The sequence below is a fragment of the Marinobacter sp. UBA2688 genome (assembly GCF_002352785.1).
In the GTDB taxonomy this organism is placed as follows: Bacteria; Pseudomonadota; Gammaproteobacteria; order Pseudomonadales; family Oleiphilaceae; genus Marinobacter; species Marinobacter salarius.
The window spans coordinates 413,099-434,306 of sequence record NZ_DELU01000010.1; the positions used below are offsets into that span (position 1 = coordinate 413,099).

The window sequence follows — 21,208 nt, forward strand, 5'->3', positions numbered from 1 at the left end:
AATTAAAATAGATATTTAGATCAACACTTGGCAGGCAGGGTTTAACACCAGGCGACTGTGGTTCGCTTTATTCAGCGATTACATTAAGGGAATATTTGATGCTGGAAAGCAGTTACAACGAGGTTTTGGTCGCCTGCTCTATTATCATTGCCGTCCTTGCGTCCTATACGGCCCTGAATATGGCCAGCCGTGTAACCAGCGCATCCGGTCGCCCAGCCGTCCTGTGGCTGATTGGCGGCTCCATCGCGATGGGCTTTGGCATCTGGTCCATGCACTTTATCGGCATGCTCGCCTTTCGCCTTCCCATCGAACTAGGCTACGACGTTCCCCTCACCCTGCTTTCATTAGTCATCGCCATTGCTTGTTCTGCGTTCGCCCTTTACCTGGTCTGTCAGGACACGCTGCCCTGGGGCCGGTTGGTGTCGGGCGGTTTACTGATGGGCCTGGGCGTAGCCAGCATGCACTACATCGGTATGGAAGCATTGCTCATGCATCCGTATATTTTCTATGTACCCTGGCTGGTTGGGCTATCCGTCGTTATCGCCATTGTCGCGTCCACAGCAGCGCTCTGGCTGGCCTTTCGACTGCGGGAAGAAACCAAGCGCGCCACCTTCAGCCGCATTGGCGCGGCCCTGGTTATGGGATGCGCCATTATCGGCATGCACTATACGGGAATGGCTGCCTCCAAATTTCCGATCGACAGCTTCTGTGGCGCGGCCAACAGCGGGATTGATACAAAGTGGCTGGCTGTGCTGGTCATCATTGTCAGCCTGTCGGTGTTCGCCATCGCACTCATCGTGTCAATGCTGGATGTGCGCACAAGCCGCCTATCCAACTCACTCGATGACGCCAATAACGAACTTATCAAGCTCGCCCTGCAAGACAACCTGACCCGCATACCAAATCGTGTTCTGTTGGGTGATCGGCTGGAACAGGCGATACACCGGGCCGAGAGAAACAACAGTGAATTCGCCGTGCTGTTTCTGGACCTGGACGGTTTTAAAGCGATCAACGACATGCACGGGCACCATGTCGGAGATCTGTTACTAAAGGACGTGGCGAACCGCCTGCTCGTCAACAAACGTGAAGGAGATACAGCCGCGAGGCTTGGGGGGGACGAGTTTGTCCTTCTACTGGAGCCAAGCTCACCGGAAAGTTCCGCCGTATTTGCGCAACGATTAATCGATTCCATCGAGCAACCCTACGAGGCCTCGAATACCCCCCTTCACATCTCCACCAGCGTCGGCATCGCAATTTACCCCCAGGATGGTAAAACCGAACATGAGCTGATGGTGAATGCCGACGCAGCGATGTACCACGCCAAAAAGCAGGGTCGCAACGGCTACTGTTTTTTTGAGCACGGCATGAACGCCGATGTGCACCTACAGATGCAGATGCAGCAAAATCTGCGGCATGCCGTCACCCGCAACGAACTGGTTCTGCATTATCAGCCCAAATTTATTGCACCAAATGGCCCCATGACTGGATTCGAAGCGCTGCTGCGGTGGCAAAGCCCGGATCATGGCTTCCTGCCACCGGATCGTTTCTTGCCGTTGGCGGAAAGCTCGGGGCTGATCGTGCCCATTGGTAACTGGGTCATCGATGAGGCCTGCCGGCAAATGAAAGCCTGGCAAGACCAGGGCCATCATGACTGGAGCATGGCGATCAACCTCTCCGCAGTTCAACTGGAACACAGCAGCCTGGTGGACGTAGTTCGCGATACACTGAAGAAACACTCCCTGGCCCCGTCGAACCTGGTGCTAGAAATCACCGAAACGACGGCCATGCGTAATGCTGAGGCAAGCCTCAAAGTGCTGAACAAGCTGTCTGCGCTTGGCGTGTCCATTTCCATTGATGACTTTGGTACGGGCTATTCAAGCCTGCTCTATCTGAAACGTTTGCCTGCCAATGAGCTGAAGATCGACCGCGGCTTTATTACCGAACTGGCCCAGGACAACGATGATGAAGCAATCATTCAGGCAATCATTGCTCTGGGCAAAACACTGGGTATGAGGATTGTCGCAGAAGGTGTTGAAACAGCAGAACAACAAGAGCTATTGACCCAGCTTGGCTGCAATACCCTGCAAGGATACCTGTTAGCGCGGCCTGCCTCGCCAGAAGCGTTGCTTGAGAAGATTGCTCACATGACCAAACATACTGATTCAGCTCTCGCTACTTAGATGAGCGGAGCGGCATGAGAATGCCAATGCTGACTACGATGTCCTGTGGAAACGACGATGCAGCTCATGCACCTGTTCCGCAAGGGGACCTATATCGACGCAGAAATGCAGGTGCCGTCCATCGGCCGCGTACTGATGCGGTTGATTATATTTTGCTGGCTTCGGCTTCAGGCCCGCGCCCACCGCGCAGCACCAAATATAGCAGCGGGCCGGCAGACACAAACACTGCTGTCAGAATAAAAAACGGGATGAGATAGCCCAGCCCTTTGCCACGACTTTTACCATCCTGGTACATCCAGACACAGGCCAAAGCAGCGAGAATGTAGAGATCAATAACAACCTGGGCTGTGTCCGGGCTGGACATGAGCCGAACGCCAAAAGCTAAAAGCGACTGCTCTGCTCCGGCCATTACCCAAAAGGTAAAACCCATGAACAGACAGAGAATGATTAGGGGTAAAGTCGATACTCTCATGATCTTCCTTGATTGAGGTTTAAGAAATATAACGCCCTGGCTTCGCGGCGTGCCGGATCGCCAGCGTAGGCGCGTCCCACAACAGCCATTGGTTAAGCTGCTTCGAAGTCCAGAGGATGGATTCCATCTAGGTTGACCGTGTTTCGGGCTACCCAAAGGTCATACATGTCCTGCATCGCCAACCAGCTCTCAGGAGTGCGCCCGAGAACCTTGGATAGCCGAAGCGACATTTCCGGGCTAATACCACTATCCCCTTTTAGCAGTCGAGACAATGTGGAGGGCGAGACCCCCAGGCTGGACGCAAGCTGACGGGAACTGATACCGAAAGGCTCCAGATACACCTCCCGTATGAATTCACCAGGATGCGGCGGATTATGCATAGTCATCAGTGATAATCCTCATAATCAAGAATGTAGGCGTTGCCGTCCTGAAATTCGAACGTCATGCGCCAATTTCCATTAACCCGAATCGACCACCGCCCTTTGTCTCCACCCTTCAATGGATGAAGCCGAAAACCAGGGATATCCATGTCTTCCACCGAAGTGGCGGTATCCAGAGTGACATGCTCCCATCTAGCTTAACCATTTTCAGCTTAGTAAATTTTGTCGATGATCCCCGGCGGAAACCGCCTGTCGTGGATGGAAAAAACATTTAAACCCAGTGGCTCTCATAGAGCCCTGCATCATTGGATGATTGTGCCTATTCGTGCAGCCAAGTAAGCCACGATATCTGCCAACAAATACCGAAAGCACACTTTGATAGCAGTGGCATTCCCGAGAAAGTTCTTTCGCCTAAAACGCTGTTTCACTGGAGCCGGCTATTCAATCATTCTGAACTGTCCACCGGTTGACAAGCAGGCCTCCTTCACTTGCTCCGGCTCTGAACCATAGAGGTAGTCATGGGTATCCGTTTCCCCTATCGCACTCTGATGACGACAAATAGCCTGGCGGGTCGAACTGTCACAGCTGGCAATCAATTTATTGCCACCTTGGGAGCACTGCGCCTTGAACTGCTCACTTTTACTGCGACTGTTAAGCTTATAGTCGACACAAATGAAATTCCCGGGGGCATAGCAACTTAATCGAAAAACGCCTTCATCATCACTGTTAACAGTCTGATTGACGTTTCCTGCTCCCTGAGCCACCTGCTGCTGCATTGCATTCATGTTTTTGCCATCACCTCCGGCCAACACATCGGCGGCAAACGCACTGCCAATATCGACTTTGGAGGTATCTGAAATTCCCGATGTACCGACCACCGCAGCACCAGCAGCCAATGCTACAAACTTCCCGAAATCATCGCCTCCGCTCGTTTCGATGCCATCATCGATCAATTGGCCATTGGCATAAAATTCCGTGAACTCACCTGTTTTTCCACCCAACATGGCCTGTCTGCGTACCCTGAATGCGCCATCCCGTTTGCCGTCCAAATAAGTTCCTACATAGGCTTCATTGTTATCGTCAGGCGCCGTACTTTCTCCGTATGTCTTGCCGTTGCGCTTGCCATCTTCCCAGTAGCCAACAGTCAAACCTGTCATGCCATTCGTCCATGCCCCCGCGCCATTCAGGTTTCCCTCCACAAAATGGCCGATCCAAACATTCAATACTTCACCTCCCCCCCACGGTCTGGGTCTCTGTATGGCACCAAACCCGTCCAGTCGCCCGCTTTTGAATTCGCCAATGGACTTGACGATCATCGCGTTGCTATGGCCCCAGATATTTATACCAAAACCGTGTCTCTGCGCCCGGTCATTATAGTCACCGTATCGATGCCACTGAAAACCGTTTTCATGGAACTCCGTCGTAAGAAGACGGGCGATACGGGCCTCGCCTGGAGCATCGCCAAGCTGGATAATTGGGCTACCATCCTCCAGTGTCATGGTAAACACCCCCTCAATCATTACGCCCTGCTCGAACCGGCCCACAAATTGCGCGTTAAGTTTTTCATCGACCGCTTTACCAACCCCGTGAGCAAGCCCGTCGACACATCGCCCTTTAATAAAGGTCCAATCGAACTGATCCGGAGCCGCATCCTGGTTGACTATAAAAGCGCCACTATCCACCAGAGTACATTCCGTCTGTGAATCGACATGAGGGTAACGAGCCGCTACTGTCGGACCATAACCGGCACGAACAAGGTTGATAGCCTCCATCATTTCCTGCTTGTTAAAACGAGCCTGGAAGTTACTGATGATGGCGTCATTGCGAGGACCGAAGGTGAGAGCGTAGGACTCGCCAAGTAAGTATTCAGCCATAGCAATGGTCCGAATTCTTCCCTCAAGGTCTTGTAGTTCGGGTTCAGTGATATAGGGGTTGGGGCCCATATCTTGCAGGCCAGAAACAAGATCTTCGTGATAACTCAGCGCGCAGCCAGCCAATACTAACGACACGACTAACAACAGAGTTGCGACAATGGCTTTAGACATCATTTCCCTCGACAGTATTTAGAAGTTAGAAGCCGGTCCATGCAGAAGCACGAAACGCCTATCGGCCAACAGGGCACTGATGAGCGCTCATCCCAGTCATCAATTTCCTTAACCGAATCAACAAGCTGATCAAAGAAACCAAGCGATAGCCTCTCAAACACAGCCTCGGCGGAGGCTAGTCACCGGATGACGCCTTGCTTACCGCCCGGCTTCGATATCACTACTGATTTAACGCTGAAATAAGCGGCCTTTGCGTAGCGAAGCGGAGAAAAGGCCGTCCGGTGGAGGGCCTTCAGGCCCGGAACGTATTTGACGCACTTGTTACATGCTGAATTCTGTCACAAGCTCGGTACACAACCCCTCGCCGTAGTTGGCGGCGACACGCACATTGAGCCAATTGCTAGGCATATGAAAATAACTACCGGTAAGCTCTCCCCGGGTTTTGATCGCAAGCGGCAGAGATATTTCCTTGCCTTCCTCTGTACCTTTCATCGTAGCCGACAAGACCAGCAGTTTTAGCTCCATGCCATCGAATTCCCGGGGCGCCCTAACGTGATACATACCGGAAGCTGGGTCGGAATCTAGAGTAATCGTGACGGCCTCGTGCTTTCGGGAAGACGACTCTAGGCATTCCCCAGCGGAAACGCCGCTGCAAAGTGCTGATAGAAATATACAAGTTAACAGTTTCATAGGCATGTAACGCTCCGCTAATGTGCGCCGCCTGCGGCGTCACCATTGAGCGGCTTGATACTGATTGAGCCTTCTCCCCAGCCCAGCGGTTGCCCGCTAAGCTGGAAGGCGACCAAGCTCTACAAGGGAGAAGACTCAATGAACTTTTACCATAGCACCCACCGCCATTATTGTGGAATCGACCTGCACGCCCGCAGCCTGTATGTCTGCATCATCGACCAACAAGGCGAGGTGTTGCTGCACAAGGAAATCAAAGCCCGCCCGGAACCGCTACTGGCGCTGCTGGAACCCTTTCGCGATGATCTCGTCGTGGGTGTCGAATGCATGCACTGCTGGTACTGGATATCAGACCTGTGCGAAGAACACGGCATCAACTTCATTCTGGGCCATGCGCTTTACATGAAGGCGATCCATGGCGGCAAAACCAAGAACGACCGTATTGATTCCTTCAAGATCGCCATGCTCATGCGCGGTGGTAATTTCCCGCTGGCTTACGTCTATCCCAAGGAGATGCGGGCCACCCGCGATCTGTTGCGCCGCCGGACTCGCATTGTCCGTCATGGGGCCATGCTCAAGGCCCACGCGGTGAATACTCTGGGCCAGTACAATCTGCCACCCAGCAAAGCCAACCTCAACAACCCTGGCGGCCGGTCACAACTCACCGCTGCTTTTAGCGATCCAGACGTTCAACGCAACATCGACCTGGATCTGGCGATCGTCGATTGCTATCAGCACGAACTCAAAAAGCTTGAATGGCATCTGGAGCAGCAGGCCAAACAACACGACCCGGCGTCACTCAACGTGCTGAAGACCATTCCCGGAGTAGGTCGCATTCTGGCGCTGACCATTCTCTACGAAGTTGGCGATATTCAACGCTTCGAATCCGTTCAGAAGTTCGCGTCCTACGCTCGCCTGGTGAAATGCAAAGCCGAATCCGCCGGCAAGATCTACGGCACCCAGGGCAACAAGATCGGCAATGCTCATTTGAAGTGGGCGTTCTCTGAAGCAGCCGTGTTGTTTATTCGCAACAACGACAAGGCCAAACGCTACGTTGAAAAGCTTCAGAAGCGGATGAACAAACCCAAAGCTCTGTCGGCTGTGGCCCACAAACTGGGACGTGCGGTGTACTTCATGCTCAAAGACAAAAGGGTGTTCGATGAACAACGGTTCCTGAAAGGTTAGTCACGCCACGGGCTGAGCAAGACGTCTAACTGGATCAGAAAGGATGACACCGAAGACTGCAAGTCCGCTGACTGGTACCCGATACCCAAGCGGTTTTCTGTCACCGATGTTGAAGCCAGAGCGACTTGATTAGCCAGCCCGTGGGCGTGCCTTAATACCATGAGCCAGTGCGCTTACACCGGTTCTGAGCCTGACACTAACTGGAGCCATGCAGCCCGACGCTTGAATAGCGCCAGTGACCGGTTAACCGATGAATGTCTGGTGCCCCTGACCTACCGATGGAACGACCGGTCAGGCTGTGGCCTAAAGCCACGTAAGAGAGCCCCTATATGTGTTTGCTGTAAGTGCCTGACAGCTCCGCGAGACTGACGAAGCAGGCGTTCTCGCTCATGGGTTTAGGTTGGCCGCTAGCGCGGCCAAAAAAATGACTATTGCCTATTGAATCCGAGAAGGCTCATATGTGTTAGATCTGCAAGCTCAACGAGGTGAAACGGCTCCGCCAGATACAGCCCGGATACTGCTTTTGGATGGTTTGTTTTTTCCCTTTTTCCTGGCACGTTGCCTCTTCTTACACTGCTTTTTAGCTCGGGCAATTTCAAAATGTTTGGTAACAACTTTTATAGCCTCAGCACGAGTGAGATGAGGTTCGTTTGCAAGAACCCTCTCCACATCATCGTCTATTTCTGCCATATCGGAACCTTCAGATAACGCCCGGCTCACGCGCCGTGATCTTGCAATGGAGGCGAAGCCGCAATTAAAGGGCGTCCGGCAGCCATCGGCCGCGTACTATAGCCCCTTGTTAAATTTGCTTTGCATGGATGGCTTCGTTGCGGGCAACCCGCAAAATAGCCTTTCTTCCTTCTGAATCCGCCGCCATAAAGTCACGGATTAAACACGAAAGGTCGCGATATGGATCGTCTTGTGTTGGGGAGACGGCGGTACTTTCGTAATTCAAGAGCTCAACTGGGTTCACCCCAAGACCGCAAGCAATTGACTCCACAGTGGAAACGGCCGGAGATTTCAGAACCCCGTTGTTGGCTACGAGATTGCTAATGGTTTTCTGACTTACGCCCGAGTTGTTAGCCAACGTTTTCTGGCTGAAGCCTTTCAGGGCCATCAGCTTCTTGATGTTTTCTCGCAACGCAAGACTTGAATCCATCCTTAGTTGTCCCAAAAGTTCTTGAATTTAACGCCAGCCATAAACGGCGGCCCGACAGGGGCGTCCGGTGGAGGCCGAAGGCCGGAACGTATTTGATGGCCTCGTTAATCTGGAAAGTTTCGTAGAACTTCGTATGTAATGCTGCTGTTATCAGCCTCCAAGACCTCGATTTGGGCCCCCTTGTAACCTATGCGCTTTGATTCACTCAAATCGTATTCCACTTCATTATTAAAGGCGGGCCGAGCACTGTTGTTGCTAAATTCCCGATATCCAATGTTGATCTTGTCTCCTACGCGACCACTATAGATCAGTGTTTGCTGAAAGCTATTCTTGGTTTCGGCTACTCGACCGCGTCTCTCATAATCGGCGTCGTAACAAGCACTGCCACCCAGAGTCGTAATGACACAGACTTGGCTCCCTTCCGCCTTACCTACCGCTAACGCTTCAATCGGATCAGACAATGCCCCTCTAATCACACCTATGGCTGAGAAAAAGTCTTGTTTGTCATCAAACCCGACCTGAGGATATTCATAACTGGGAATGTCGTATAGCGCTCCATCTACACGTTGCTTAACGTAAAGTACTTGCTCCTCGTAAATCACCCCCTTCTCAACCATATGATCCCCGACATAGGCCGTAACCTCTTTGCCCACCGGAGGATAATCCACATCTTTCATGGCTGAAGGAGAGCCGTTGTACTGAACTGTTGTACAGCCACCCAGAACTGCAAGGAGCGAAATTAGTAATATGCGTGTCAATTGACATCCCCTTTCTGATTAACGCCTGCGTAAACGGCGGTTTTTGCGCAGCGAAGCGGAGCAAAAGCCGCCCGGTGGAGGGCCTTTAGGCCCGGAACGTATTTGACGCACTGGTTATGTGCTACCCGAAGAAACAGCTATTCTCGTCAGCATTCACGATAGCAAAAAATTCCTCGATGGACCGTGACTCAGGTTCTGGCGTGTATGAATGCCACTTCAGATCGCTGCGCATCCAGTAGATTTTCCAGCGTTGAGATTTCTTGATGTAGGTAGCTTTTGCCACCGGCGACTCAATGATCGTGGAAAGCTCGCGGAAATGAGGGCGAATCTCGACAATCTGCACGCTTTGGCCGGAAACTCGAACGTCGAGATCTAACTTGGGTCTGATCTCGACTGGCGGCCTCCGGTCTTCAAGAAATTCAGAAGCGGCCCGCTCAATTTTCTTTGCTTCGAACTCACTGAATGCCATATGGATTCTCTATGGGAACGCCCACATAACGCCAGCCAGCATGCGCGGCTACGGAACTAAGGCGAAGCCGCAATGCAGTGGGCGTCGCGTGCCTGGCCTTGTTATATATGATTCCCACTTCAGTGGTTTCCCAGTAACAATTGAAATGTCTCGGGAAGCTGAGGTAACCCGACGGCAATAGTAATAGAAGAAGCCACTGAAGCCAGGACGTCAACTATGGTCCGGCCAATATCAGTATTAGTAAGCGCACGTCGATACTCGGCATCAAAGAACGCATGGCCAAGCGTAATTTCCATGGCATCCAAGATCGGCGCGGCACCGGAGATTCGGTATTCATCAACCGCGACAATAATTCTTTGAAGTCCCCTAACGAGGTAGTTTTTTATTTCATCAGGAAAATCACTCTCCAAAACGTCTTTAAGAACGCCGTCGATTTTATCTCGTGTGTCTTGCAGAGTAGTTTCGTTTAGGAGTGAAGTGTTTGCTTTACTTTGAAGAAGATCTGCAGAAAGGCTGAGGTACGAAAGTGTGTGTTGATCGATGAACTTGCTAAATGTGTCCCAGCGACCATTGAGGTTTTGCTCCATAAAACCTCTATTAACTTGATTTGACCAATGAGCATGAGCGCCAGACTGGTGAGGAAATTCTTGATCGAGCGTTTGAATGATCTCGGCGGGCAAATTCATGACTTTACCCAGGCGAGACATCAAAAGCGTGTTGTTCCCTCCAGTGTCTAGAAGAGCAGTCCAAACGCCTCGGCAGTTTGCTTCATTTTTATGCTCGCTTCCTTGCTGCAGTATGGCAAGAAGCCGTGCTGCTGGATTGTCTAGTAGCACCTATTCTTCGCTCCTCTGATAACGTGGGTTTCTTTTATATAACGCCAGCCAGCAGCGCGGCTACGGAATGAGGCGAAGCCGCAATGTAGTAGGCGTCGCCGTGCCTGGCCTTGTTATAACCTCTTTCAATTCAGCTCGTAATCGACGAAACGATTCCAGTCATCGATTGCATCGCTCGCAGCTTGTTGGTGATTCCTAGCCGCCTCATTTTGTTCTTCAACGAAGTCAGAGATACACGCTTTGTAGTCCTGAACTTCCTGATTGAAATTGTCCAGTTCCCATTGAGAATTGAACTGGTAAGGTTTGCTCGGTTGATAGCAAGACGGACTCGGCACGAACATATCCGACAGAACCGGGAAGGAGACAAGGATTGTAGCTCCAACCAAAAGCCAACTACTCTTCGTGAACTTCATTGCCTCTCCCCTATAGTTATAACGCCAGCCAGCATGCGCGGCTGCGGAATGGAGGCGAAGCCGCAATGTAGTAGACGTCGCCGTGCCTGGCCTTGTTATGATCATCCTTGGTACTTGACCCCTTTGACGATGGCAACGATCAAAGCAACTATTCCACCAACGGCGAAGAATAAGCCTGGTGCCGCATTGAGCAACTGCCCCTTGATAGTTGTTGCATCTACGACGATGCTCGCTTCTCCAGTGACCCCCAGAAGGAATAGCTTGTAACCAAGATAAATAGGGAGCATGGGAATTACTAAGCCTAAAATCTTGAATGTAAAAAACAATACCGTGGGAACTGGATTTTTACCTTTTGTGCTGTCCACCATCATTTGCATTGGTGGATTCTGCCGACGCTCCCTCACATCCATAGTTATTCTCCAGATTCATAACGCCTATAGCACGCGCGAGTTTACGAGTCGCCGTGCTTATTATTGTTAGTATTCTATTGATTTTACGTAAAGCATAGTCGGTAATCCGTCCCAAAGGTCTTTAGTCTGGAATAATCTTTTAAAACCATAATTTTCGTAAAATGCCCTAGTTTTCTTATATCCTGGGTGCGGCACTTCATCACCCAAAGTTTTGACATGAAGGAAGTCAAAGCCTTTCTCTTTTGCAAGATTTTCAGCAGAAAGCATCAGCTTCCTTCCCAAGCCTTTACGATGATTCTTTAAGCTTATTGCCATTGAATAAATTTCTGCTGTAGATTCGAAGTGCCAATCAATTGAAATAACTCCTTCAATTCGACCATCTACGATTTCGACGAACGCCCCATCTTCACTTAGTTGGTTAGCATAGTCGGAATTAATTTCTTCACTACCAAACCAGCCATCAAGCTCATTAAAAATCTCAAAACAACGTGCTTTATATTCTCTTTTATAAGGATGAATCATACACTTCCTAAAAATACTAACGCCGGCCATGTTGATGCACTGGTTATGTGGTTTAAAAATTCAGCTTAAAAGTCTCCGGATATTGCTTCGGCTGGACCATACCAATACGCATCTGAGTTTCCCATAAAGTGATCCCGAGGCACTTTATCTCCAAACTTTACTTTCAAATTCTTTATGGAACCTTTAGCCAATCGTTCCTTCAGATATTCTAACCTCCCATGAGGATCACCGACCTCTATTTCTTTGTGAATGGTCCAGCCATCGATATCTTCATACTCAACATACTGAACACTCGCTTTCTCTCTAGCCCCTAACTTCTTTAGCTCTTTTGTTCTTTTGTCTTTAGCCCCCTGAGGAACGAAATAACGCTCTAAGTCTTTCTCGTCACTGAGGAAACTCTTTGAAAAACGAAGGATTCCCTCATACAGGTTAAAAGACGTATGGGCTAACGCATGTCGGACAACCTTTCCTTCAGTTAAGGAGCCTTCGTACCAGCCAAATGGCTTTATCGTGTTGCTGTCTGTCCTAGGAAGAATCTGTATATCTACGCCGTTTTTTCTTACGAAGATATAGGAAATGTCGGTTGAGTTTGTATTTGCAAGAACAGCCTTGTACATCCGCTGCCTTGATTTTAATGGCACCCACCCTGCAGCTTTTAATGCTTTAATGAAAACTTCAGGACTAGCTAGCCCATAACTCAGGGGAAAGCCTTTGGGCAAAACAAAATTTCCACTATTATCTAGGCTGCATTCATCTTTTCGGCACTCTATCGTCGCACTACATTCCCAGTTTAAATATTTTAAAAGTGAAACTTTCGCTGCTATCATTTGATTATCTGTTTTGCGCACGAGAACTTCGTCACCAGTCTTCAAGTCAGTGCGAAAACATTGAACTGGATACTCCTTGGCTGAATCTGAAAAAGAGACAAATGCAATTATATAGCTCATAAATAACCTCTGCATGCCTCAGCGCTGCATAGCGCCGAATATTAGTCGCCGCTTTAGCATTCAGCCTCAACATAATCGCCAACATCGAGATCCGATCGATCGCAGCGCATTGCGTCAGACTTGCCTTTATCAGAAAGCTGAACAAATGTAATACGCTGAAATGGCTTCTTACTCATACTTTTCCTTTATTGGAAGCTGCAAACCGTGGCCCACATAACGCTTGCAGCATGCGCGCAGGCGCAATGTAGTGGGCGTCGCCGTGCCTGCGCTTGTTAGGAACTATGGCCAGCAGCAACTTTTCTTACACGGCTAAATAACTCCCCTAGATAGAAAAATGCTTTCCGCCATTCGAGAGTTAGCTGATCCGCGCCTATTTCCTCAACAGAAACCTTCAAGCCCTGCTTCCGTTTTGAGGTTGATTTGTGCCTAGCAGCTCGCTCTTGTAACGACATATCTTCCAGACTATGCGACCAATGAGAATGAGCAACCTTGTTTCTAAATGCCTCAAACTCATCCAACTTGCCAGCGGCAAACGCAAATTCTTTGTAAAGCTGATTCTGAGTACCCAGCTCTTTAATCATCAAAGATGATAGAAGTGACATCAATTGCTTGTATGATTGTTCTGAGGTCAGGATCAGCACAGTATCTTTATCAATCTTCAGGAGGTCAGAGATGCAACCCCTTAGTTCGAACTCGATTGAACCCTGAAAGATTACGATCGAACCAATGAGCGCTCTGACCTCTACCGGCACAGCCGAGTGAATACTTCCCTTTTTCCAGTCAGGCTCTTCAATCATCGTCTATTCCTAACAGCTAATTCAACGACAAATGACATTTACCCAAAACGCGCCTATTTCCATGCACCCTAGGTGTCATTGACCATAATTTTCTTTTAGTTTCAATAAATTAAAACATTCAACAACTGACCAGTCTGAAAATAAGCGTCAATGGCCATATTTCACCCAGTACACCTGTTCGCTTATCTAAAATAGATCCTCAACGACTATTCCATATCTTTCATAGAGTTGTCAGCTCATTGGCGCGAAATATACGAAGTTTTGCGACAATTGTCGTATATCTCCGCTTTTCACCGTGAAATAACCCAAAATCAGGCCTAAGATACTGTACAAATAAACAGCATGGAGGCTGAGCCTATGATTTTGGATGTCCCACCAAAGTTGCCAGACAACCCTACCCGCTTCATGAATCAGCTGCGCACACTGGTTTGGCAAAAGAGGTGGAGCAATTTCTATTACACACATGGTTCGCAAAAGAGGCTTTGGAGTTCGCAGCCCGATAGACGACACCTTCTAACTTTCCCAGCGGCTTTCCGGAATGCGCTGTACGTGGATATGCCCGATCAGGCGAATGGTGGGGCGAATCAGGAATTGGAAACTGCCAATAATGAACAGCCAAATGGCCGCCTTCTCGTGTTCGGGAAACAAAAACAGGATGCTGCCCACCAGAAACCAGATGGCGATCAGGAAATCATTGATGATGCTGAGCACTTCGTAACGGCGCCGTATAACCAGTTCTTCATGGCCTAACCGAAAGGTTAGTGGGTTATCTGTACGGTCTTCAGCCATTACACATCCTGTTTCCGGTGGGTTTGGTGAATTATTGCATGTCTTTGTAGGCTGCGTCGGTGCGCGCCGCCATGATGTAATCGTTTTTGTGCAGGCCGCCTATCTTGTGGGTCCACCAGCGTACGGTGACCTTGCCATATTCCAGAAGGATGGCGGGGTGGTGCCCTTCCTCTTCGGCCAGGTCACCCACCTTGTTGGTAAATGCCTGGGCCTGGGCGAAATTCTTGAGCTTGAACACTCGCTGTAACTGTTCCTCCCCGTCCAGCTCAATCTCCTGCCAGTCGGGTACATCTTTACCCAGGGCTTGCTTCTGATCGGCAGTGACTGTGGGAGCATCTGCGCTGCAGGCTTCACAGCTTTGTTTCGTCAGTTCACTCATTTCAACCTCCATGGTTGATGGCTGTACTACTAAGCGTGGGTTCGTTCCGCCACATTATCAACCCACTGCTTGAAATCCTGTCTTTTTCAGAATACTGTATATTTAAACAGTATATAGAGAACTTTCCATGAGCGAGATTCTGAATACGCTGATGCAGGACGACCGTGTGTGGCAGGGTCAGCACCATACCCGCACTGGTCGGCCAACGGAGCCAACCGGTTACCAGGTGCTGGACAACCAGCTCGGCGGTGTTGGCTGGCCCCGTGGGGCGTTGAGTGAGTGCCTGCTGGATGAGCCCGGCATTGGTGAGCTGCACCTGCTGCTACCCCTGATGCAACGGCTTTCTCAGGCAGGTAAGACCGTCTTCTGGCTGAACCCTCCCCATACACCCTACGCCCCTGCCCTGGCCCGCGAAGGGGTCAATCTGGATCAGGTCATACTGATCAACACCGAAGACGATGGCGACTTCCTGTGGACACTGGAAAACTGCCTGCGTTCACCGGTCACCGGCCTGGTGATGGCCTGGCCCGGAAAACTGGCCGCCCGTGACATACGGCGCTTGCAACTGGCCGCGGAGGCCGGCAGCAATGTGTGCGTGCTGTTCCGCGAACGGCGTCATGCCGAACAAAACTCCCCGGCGGCGCTACGCCTGGATCTGACAGCAGGAAGTCAACAGGCGCTCAAGGTCAATGTTCTGAAACGTCGCGGCAGTTGGCCCGGCCAATGTTGCTCCGTAGCCATGGCTCACCGGGCGGATCTGGCCTTCCGGGAAGCCCCCCGGGTGGTCCAGGGCCCCTGGGCCGGCAAGACCGGGTAAGGCGTATCATGCTCTGGCTGTACCTGCATTTTCCTCACCTGTTGCTAGACCATATTCGCCGCTCCCGCGAAAACCAGGGGGCGCTGGCTGTTGTGGAAGGCTCCGGCCAGAAGATTATCCAGGCCTGCCCGGAAGCTTATGCCCAGGGAGTACGCGCTGGCATGCGCCTGAAAACCGCTATCAGCCTGGTTCCGGAGCTGCGTATGCTCAGGGCGGACCACCAACAGGAAGCCCGGATACTGGAAGACCAGGCGCGCTGGCTATACCGGTACGCGGCTCATATCATATTGGTACCCCCGAATGGCCTGTTGGCGGAAGTGGGCAGCCTGCAGCGGCTTTACGGTGGGCTGGCAGCCGTCTGGCAAACGGTGGAACAGGGGCTGGAGGAACGCCAGCTTAACGCCTGGACAGCCATCGGCCACACACCACTGGCCGCCCGGCTGATTGCCCGGGCCGGCAAGGGCGAGTGCACGGCGGACAAAGGCCATATCCTGCGTACACTGGGGCAGATGCCCCTGCTGACGGCAGAGTTCGATGACAAAACCTGTACCCGTCTGCAACGGCTCGGCCTGAACACCCTGGATGAGGTCTTCGCACTGCCTGCCAGTGAACTGGCCCGCCGTCTGTCGCCGGAAACCCTCGCGTATGTGCAGAAGATCCAGGGTAACCGCGCGGACCCACAAACACCCTGGCAACCGCCCCACACCTTTCGCCAGCAGGCGGATTTTGTGCAGGAGATTGAGCAGTCCCAGGGCCTGCTGTTCCCCCTGCAGCGCATTCTGTCAGAACTCGAGGAAGACCTGTGCTGGCGACAGCAGGATACCGACAGCCTGCTGCTGGTCCTGCAGCACCGGCATGAGGAGCCTACCCGCATTCGGGTTCGCACCTCCGGCCCCGAGCATCGGGCCGAAGCATTTCTGAATCTTATCCGCCTACGGTTTGAGCAGCACCCGTTAAGGGCTCCGGTGATCTCATTAGTGCTGTCCGTTAAACGCTTCCTGGGGCGGGAAGTGGCCCCTGGCCAGGATCTTCTGGGTGAAACGCAGGATCTGAACGAAGCCTGGCACACCCTGATCAGCCGTCTGCAGGCACGGCTTGGCGGACATTCATTACGGCAGTTATCGCCGCAGGCGGATCACCGGCCCGAACGGGCCTGGTCGGCCTCCGAAGTGCAGCGGAAAAATCATAGCCGCCTTCCTTCTCCCGACCAGTTACCCCGTCGTCCTTTATGGTTACTCAAAGGGCCACAACCGCTGGCCGAAGCTCCGACCATGTGGTTTTCGGGCCCGGAACGGATCAGTGGAGGTTGGTGGGATGGCCAGCGGGTTCACCGGGATTATTACATTGCCGAGCTGTCCACCGGCCAGCTTGCCTGGGTGTTCCGGGATGTGCGGGATGGCTGGTTTGTGCATGGCTGGTTTGGCTGATGGACAACTTCAGCTATGCCGAACTCTTCTGCTTCAGCAATTTCACCTTCCTGACCGGGGCCTCACATCCCCATGAACTGGCCGAGCAAGCACTGGAGCTGGGCTACTCTGCACTGGCCATCACAGATGCCTGCTCAGTGGCTGGCATTCCTCGGGCCTGGGCCGCACTGAAAGACAGCCCGGTAAAGCTGATCACCGGCAGCTGGTTTGAACTTGACGATGCCCCACCCGGAGCGGCTACTCCCCGCTTCATCCTGCTGGCCCGCACCCGCAAGGGTTATGGTCAGCTTTGCCAGTTGATCACCACTGGCCGACGGCAAGCGGAGAAAGGCCAGTACCGGTTATTCTTCCGGGATATCGAGACCCATTCCCTGGACGATTGTGTGTGCCTGTGGCTGCCACCCTCACCCACCGTTGCAGATGCAGACCAGGCCCTGGCCTGTGGTGAATGGCTTCAGCGCCTGTTCGAGCCGAATCTCTGGATAGCCGCAGCCCGCACTCTTGAATCCGGAGAGGAGCAGCAACTGGCCCGGGCACGCTGGCTGGCAGACCACCTGCGTTGTCCGATAGCCGCCACCGGAGAGGTGCATATGCACAGCCGCGAGCGGCAACCGTTGCAGGATGTGCTCACAGCCCTGCGCAACCACACCAACCTGGAGAACGCCGGCCATTGCCTGTTCCAGAACGGGGAGCGCTACCTTCGACCATTACCGGTTCTTGATCGCCTGTTTCCGGAAGCCTGGCTCAGGGAAACCCTGGTAATTGCTGAGCAATGTACTTTCGAACCGGGTAGCTTGCGGTACGAATACCCACCGGATCTGGTGCCGGCCGGAACATCGCCAGCGGCCTACCTGAAACAACTGACCCACGACGGTGAACGCCGGCGATACCCAAACGGCACGCCACCAAGCGTTCAGAGGCTGATACGCAAGGAACTAAGCCTGATATCAGAGATGAAGTACGAGCACTACTTCCTCACTATCCAGGATATTGTCGCCTTCGCCCGCAGCAAAGGCATTCTGTGCCAGGGCCGCGGGTCGGCTGCCAACTCTGCCGTGTGCTATTGCCTGGGCATCACCGAGGTCAACCCGGCCCGTGTGGAGTTGCTGTTCGAGCGTTTCATATCAAAGGATCGCGGTGAACCACCCGATATTGATGTGGATTTCGAGCATGAACGGCGGGAAGAAGTTATCCAGTACATCTACCGGCGTTACAGCCGGGAACGCGCAGCCCTGGCCGCCACGGTGATCCGCTACCGGCCGCGCAGCGCCATCCGGGATGTGGGCAAAGCCTTGGGTTTTGATCCCGCCATGGTGGAACAGCTTTTGGAAGGCATCGATTGGCGGGACAAGGCCAGCAACTGGCGCCAGCAGATTCTCGACAAACACCTCACCCGCAACCCGAAAGTGGCCGACCAGTTCTTTACCCTGGTGAATACCCTGTTGGGCTTCCCCCGCCACCTGTCCCAGCATGTCGGTGGTTTTGTCATCAGTGCCGGGCCATTGGCCGAGTTGGTACCGGTGGAGAACGCCGCCATGGCGGACCGTACCGTCATACAGTGGGACAAGGACGATCTGGAAAGCCTGGGCCTGATGAAAGTGGACGTGCTTGCCCTGGGCATGCTCACGGCCATCCGCAAGGCCCTGGACCTGATCAGTGAGGAAAAGGGTGCTCCTTTTTCCATGCAGGATATTCCCCTGGAAGATCCCGCCACCTATGCCATGTTGCAAAAAGGCGACAGCATCGGTGTTTTCCAGGTGGAATCCCGTGCCCAGATCAACATGTTGCCGCGTCTGAAACCGGAAAAGTACTACGATCTGGTGATCGAGGTGGCCATCGTCCGCCCCGGCCCTATCCAGGGTGACATGGTTCACCCCTATCTGCGTCGCAAGCATGGCCTGGAGCCGGTGGACTATCCCAACGACGCTGTACGGAACGTTCTGGAGCGCACCCTGGGTGTGCCTATTTTCCAGGAGCAGGTGATCAAGCTGGCCATGGTGGCCGCTGGCTTCTCTGCCGGTGAAGCCGACCAACTCCGCCGTGCGATGGCTGCCTGGAAGTCTCACGGCGACCTGACGCCATTTCGGGACAAGTTGATCAACGGCATGCTGGAACGGGGCCACGATGCCGATTTCGCCGAACGGTTATACCTGCAGATCTGCGGGTTCGGCGGTTACGGCTTTCCCGAATCCCACGCCGCCAGTTTTGCGCTGCTGGTGTATGTGTCCTCCTGGATTAAACGCCACTATCCAGCTGCCTTTTACTGCGCCCTGCTCAACAGCCAGCCCATGGGGTTCTACTCACCGTCCCAACTGGTCCAGGACGCCCGTCGTCATGACGTCACCGTGCTACCACCGGATGTAAACCACAGCCAATGGAATCACACCCTGGAGTCGCCTAATCGTCATTTACGTCTGGGGCTCAGGCTCATACAGGGCCTCTCTGCCAGCGGCGCCGAGCGCCTTTACAACAATCGCCCGGCTGAAGGTTACCGGTCCACCGCCGAACTACGTCACCTGGCCGGCCTGAACCAACGCGACATGGAACTGCTCGCAGGCGCTAACGCCATGCCAGCGTTTACCACTAATCGCCATCAGGCTTACTGGCAACTGCTTGAGCACGAACAGCCCGCGGAGCTCTTTGCCAAAGAGACAGCGGCTCATTACCAGCCAGAACACTGTTACCAGTTGCCCGAACCCACGGAAGGCCAGAACGTACTGGCCGACTACGCCAGCCAGGGCCTGACCCTGCAGCGCCATCCCCTGGCCCTGCTCCGGGAACAGGGGCACCTGAAGTTCTGTCTCAGCGCGGAACAACTCAAGAATATCCAGCCTGGCCGACCGGTTCAGGTTGCTGGCCTTGTCACAGGCCGCCAACGCCCCGGCTCCGCCTCCGGCGTCACCTTCGTTACCCTGGAAGATGAAACTGGAAACGTAAACGTGGTGGTCTGGCTGGAAACCGCACGGCGGCAGCGCAAGCCGTTGATAACGGCCCGGCTGTTACATGTGAAAGGGATCCTGGAAAGAGAAGGCGATATTGTTCACGTGATGGCAGGAAGGCTGTCGGATTTGAGCCATCTGATTCAGACGTTACCGGTTAATTCCCGGGATTTTCATTGATGAAGCACCATTGCGGAGGCGACTAAAACAAGAAAGCCCCGCAAAAGCGGGGCCTTCTCTCAGGTGCTGAAGTGAAACAATCAGCTAAGCAGCTTGATCATCACACCTGCAGCCACCGCAGAGCCGATAACACCGGCCACGTTTGGCCCCATAGCGTGCATCAGCAGGAAGTTCTGCGGGTTGGCCTCAAGGCCGACCTTGTTGGATACCCTTGCAGCCATCGGCACCGCAGACACACCAGCGGAACCAATCAGCGGGTTGATAGCTTCCTTGGTGAATCGGTTCATCAGCTTCGCCATCAGAACACCACACGCAGTACCCACAGCAAAGGCCACAATACCCAGGCCCAGGATACCCAGCGTCTGCGCATCCAGGAACTTGTCAGCCATCAGCTTGGAGCCAACCGACAGGCCCAGGAAAATCGTTGTGATATTGATCAGTGCGTTCTGGGCAGTATCGCTCAGGCGCTCGACCACGCCACACTCGCGCATCAGGTTACCAAAGCAGAACATACCCAGAAGCGGCGCAGCGTCCGGCAGGAACAGAACCACCGCAATCAGTACCACCAGCGGGAACACGATTTTCTCTTTTTTGCTCACCGGGCGGAGCTGGGACATCTTGATGGCCCGCTCTTTCTGGCTGGTCAGCGCCTTCATGATCGGCGGCTGAATCATCGGCACCATCGCCATATAAGCGTAAGCCGAAACTGCAATCGCCCCGAGCAGGTGCGGTGCCAGAACACTGGACACATAAATGGAGGTAGGACCATCCGCACCACCGATAATACCGACTGCGGCGGCTTCAAGGATGGTGAAGTCCAGGATACCCAGCCAATCGAGCAATGCAGCACCCAAAACGGTTCCGAAGATACCGAACTGGGCTGCAGCGCCAAGCAGCATTGTCTTGGGGTTCGCCAATAGCGGGCCAAAGTCCGTCATTGCGCCGACACCCATGAAAATCACCAGCGGACCAATGGTGCTACCGATAACCACAGAATAGAAGTTATACAGCATGCCATTGCCATAGCCGAAGTCCTGGGCAATGGCATTTGCCATCGCCATGTCGGAGTAGCTGGCCTCTTTGACCGCCACCTTGAAGGCTTCTTTCAGCTCAGGGGTAATAGCCTGGCCGGCCTGATAAGCAACATCCAGCGGCGCAGCCAGTGCGGCCAGCACCTGCGTAGTGTCGCTCTTCAGGGCGAAATGAATCGCGTTCTCCGCCGCAGTCAGGGCAAGTCCTGCCTCCGGAATATTCGCCAGAATACCGCCGAACCCGATGGGTACCAGCAGCAGAGGCTCGAACCCCTTGCGAATCGCAAGGAACAGAAGAAGAAGGCCGATGGCGATCATGATCACCTGGCCAAGTTCCATATTGAACAGGCCACTACCTGTCCAGAGTGTCATTAATTTATCCATGG

General features: G+C 52.9%; 23 protein-coding genes. 5 read left to right on the forward strand and 18 right to left on the reverse strand.

Annotated elements, in window-relative coordinates:
• Nucleotides 1-98 precede the first annotated feature (98 nt).
• Nucleotides 99-2,180 carry a putative bifunctional diguanylate cyclase/phosphodiesterase gene (locus B3M52_RS06630; protein WP_075196924.1) on the forward strand — a complete coding sequence of 694 codons (2,082 nt, stop codon included), beginning with the start codon at nucleotides 99-101 and terminating at the stop codon, nucleotides 2,178-2,180.
• Nucleotides 2,181-2,325: 145 nt separating this feature from the next.
• On the opposite strand, the gene B3M52_RS06635 is transcribed toward B3M52_RS06630, so the two are convergent.
• The 5 genes from B3M52_RS06635 to B3M52_RS06655 form a co-directional block, all read right to left on the reverse strand.
• The gene (locus B3M52_RS06635) at nucleotides 2,326-2,652 is read right to left on the reverse strand and encodes a DUF2834 domain-containing protein (protein WP_075196925.1); all 327 of its coding nucleotides are present in this window, start codon (nucleotides 2,650-2,652) and stop codon (nucleotides 2,326-2,328) included.
• A 92-nt stretch (nucleotides 2,653-2,744) separates the two neighbouring features.
• Nucleotides 2,745-3,038, reverse strand: a complete 294-nt coding sequence (locus B3M52_RS06640; protein WP_068436756.1) for a HigA family addiction module antitoxin — start codon at nucleotides 3,036-3,038, stop codon at nucleotides 2,745-2,747.
• Nucleotides 3,038-3,181: a type II toxin-antitoxin system RelE/ParE family toxin gene (locus B3M52_RS06645; protein WP_075196939.1), complete on the reverse strand. Its 144-nt coding sequence runs from the start codon at nucleotides 3,179-3,181 to the stop codon at nucleotides 3,038-3,040. The genes B3M52_RS06640 and B3M52_RS06645 overlap by 1 nt, the downstream gene beginning before the upstream one ends.
• A gap of 288 nt (nucleotides 3,182-3,469) precedes the next feature.
• Nucleotides 3,470-5,077, reverse strand: a complete 1,608-nt coding sequence (locus B3M52_RS06650) for a hypothetical protein (protein WP_075196926.1) — start codon at nucleotides 5,075-5,077, stop codon at nucleotides 3,470-3,472.
• Between the two features lie 321 nt (nucleotides 5,078-5,398).
• Complete coding sequence (locus B3M52_RS06655; protein WP_143743922.1) at nucleotides 5,399-5,602, reverse strand: hypothetical protein; 204 nt, start codon at nucleotides 5,600-5,602, stop codon at nucleotides 5,399-5,401.
• A gap of 303 nt (nucleotides 5,603-5,905) precedes the next feature.
• Between B3M52_RS06655 and B3M52_RS06660 the strand changes: the two genes are divergently transcribed.
• Nucleotides 5,906-6,949, forward strand: a complete 1,044-nt coding sequence (locus B3M52_RS06660) for an IS110 family transposase (protein WP_286749153.1) — start codon at nucleotides 5,906-5,908, stop codon at nucleotides 6,947-6,949.
• Between the two features lie 477 nt (nucleotides 6,950-7,426).
• Here B3M52_RS06660 and B3M52_RS06665 read toward each other — a convergent pair whose 3' ends face one another.
• The 12 genes from B3M52_RS06665 to B3M52_RS06720 form a co-directional block, all read right to left on the reverse strand.
• Nucleotides 7,427-7,639: a hypothetical protein gene (locus tag B3M52_RS06665; RefSeq protein WP_143743848.1), complete on the reverse strand. Its 213-nt coding sequence runs from the start codon at nucleotides 7,637-7,639 to the stop codon at nucleotides 7,427-7,429.
• A gap of 109 nt (nucleotides 7,640-7,748) precedes the next feature.
• Nucleotides 7,749-8,108 (reverse strand): helix-turn-helix domain-containing protein, encoded by a 360-nt coding sequence (locus tag B3M52_RS06670; protein WP_075196061.1) that lies wholly within the window; start codon nucleotides 8,106-8,108, stop codon nucleotides 7,749-7,751.
• A 104-nt stretch (nucleotides 8,109-8,212) separates the two neighbouring features.
• On the reverse strand, nucleotides 8,213-8,866 hold the full coding sequence (locus B3M52_RS06675; protein ID WP_075196062.1) for a hypothetical protein: 654 nt from the start codon (nucleotides 8,864-8,866) through the stop codon (nucleotides 8,213-8,215).
• Between the two features lie 121 nt (nucleotides 8,867-8,987).
• Nucleotides 8,988-9,335: a DUF3024 domain-containing protein gene (locus tag B3M52_RS06680; RefSeq protein WP_075196063.1), complete on the reverse strand. Its 348-nt coding sequence runs from the start codon at nucleotides 9,333-9,335 to the stop codon at nucleotides 8,988-8,990.
• 119 nt (nucleotides 9,336-9,454) lie between these two features.
• A complete protein-coding gene (locus B3M52_RS06685; RefSeq protein ID WP_143743850.1) occupies nucleotides 9,455-10,171 on the reverse strand; it encodes a hypothetical protein in 717 nt (238 codons plus the stop codon).
• Nucleotides 10,172-10,296: 125 nt separating this feature from the next.
• Entirely contained in the window at nucleotides 10,297-10,584 is a 288-nt protein-coding gene (locus B3M52_RS06690; protein ID WP_075196065.1) for a hypothetical protein, read from the reverse strand.
• Between the two features lie 101 nt (nucleotides 10,585-10,685).
• On the reverse strand, nucleotides 10,686-10,994 hold the full coding sequence (locus B3M52_RS06695; RefSeq protein WP_075196066.1) for a hypothetical protein: 309 nt from the start codon (nucleotides 10,992-10,994) through the stop codon (nucleotides 10,686-10,688).
• A gap of 66 nt (nucleotides 10,995-11,060) precedes the next feature.
• Nucleotides 11,061-11,516, reverse strand: a complete 456-nt coding sequence (locus B3M52_RS06700; protein ID WP_075196067.1) for a GNAT family N-acetyltransferase — start codon at nucleotides 11,514-11,516, stop codon at nucleotides 11,061-11,063.
• A 65-nt stretch (nucleotides 11,517-11,581) separates the two neighbouring features.
• A complete protein-coding gene (locus B3M52_RS06705; RefSeq protein WP_143743852.1) occupies nucleotides 11,582-12,463 on the reverse strand; it encodes a hypothetical protein in 882 nt (293 codons plus the stop codon).
• 272 nt (nucleotides 12,464-12,735) lie between these two features.
• Nucleotides 12,736-13,260: a hypothetical protein gene (locus B3M52_RS06710; protein WP_075196069.1), complete on the reverse strand. Its 525-nt coding sequence runs from the start codon at nucleotides 13,258-13,260 to the stop codon at nucleotides 12,736-12,738.
• A 513-nt stretch (nucleotides 13,261-13,773) separates the two neighbouring features.
• Complete coding sequence (locus tag B3M52_RS06715) at nucleotides 13,774-14,049, reverse strand: YrhK family protein (RefSeq protein WP_075196070.1); 276 nt, start codon at nucleotides 14,047-14,049, stop codon at nucleotides 13,774-13,776.
• A 31-nt stretch (nucleotides 14,050-14,080) separates the two neighbouring features.
• On the reverse strand, nucleotides 14,081-14,428 hold the full coding sequence (locus B3M52_RS06720) for a 4a-hydroxytetrahydrobiopterin dehydratase (protein WP_040474671.1): 348 nt from the start codon (nucleotides 14,426-14,428) through the stop codon (nucleotides 14,081-14,083).
• 127 nt (nucleotides 14,429-14,555) lie between these two features.
• On the opposite strand from B3M52_RS06720, the gene imuA reads away from it, so the two are divergent.
• The 3 genes from imuA to B3M52_RS06735 are packed head-to-tail and all read left to right on the forward strand — an operon-like array spanning nucleotide 14,556 to nucleotide 19,791.
• The gene (gene imuA / locus B3M52_RS06725; protein ID WP_075196071.1) at nucleotides 14,556-15,245 is read left to right on the forward strand and encodes a translesion DNA synthesis-associated protein ImuA; all 690 of its coding nucleotides are present in this window, start codon (nucleotides 14,556-14,558) and stop codon (nucleotides 15,243-15,245) included.
• A gap of 8 nt (nucleotides 15,246-15,253) precedes the next feature.
• A complete protein-coding gene (locus B3M52_RS06730) occupies nucleotides 15,254-16,672 on the forward strand; it encodes a Y-family DNA polymerase (protein WP_286749162.1) in 1,419 nt (472 codons plus the stop codon).
• The gene (locus tag B3M52_RS06735) at nucleotides 16,672-19,791 is read left to right on the forward strand and encodes an error-prone DNA polymerase (protein WP_151981887.1); all 3,120 of its coding nucleotides are present in this window, start codon (nucleotides 16,672-16,674) and stop codon (nucleotides 19,789-19,791) included. Before B3M52_RS06730 ends, B3M52_RS06735 begins: the two co-directional genes overlap by 1 nt.
• 80 nt (nucleotides 19,792-19,871) lie before the next feature.
• Here B3M52_RS06735 and B3M52_RS06740 read toward each other — a convergent pair whose 3' ends face one another.
• The gene (locus B3M52_RS06740) at nucleotides 19,872-21,206 is read right to left on the reverse strand and encodes a sodium ion-translocating decarboxylase subunit beta (protein ID WP_369810904.1); all 1,335 of its coding nucleotides are present in this window, start codon (nucleotides 21,204-21,206) and stop codon (nucleotides 19,872-19,874) included.
• Nucleotides 21,207-21,208 lie beyond the last annotated feature (2 nt).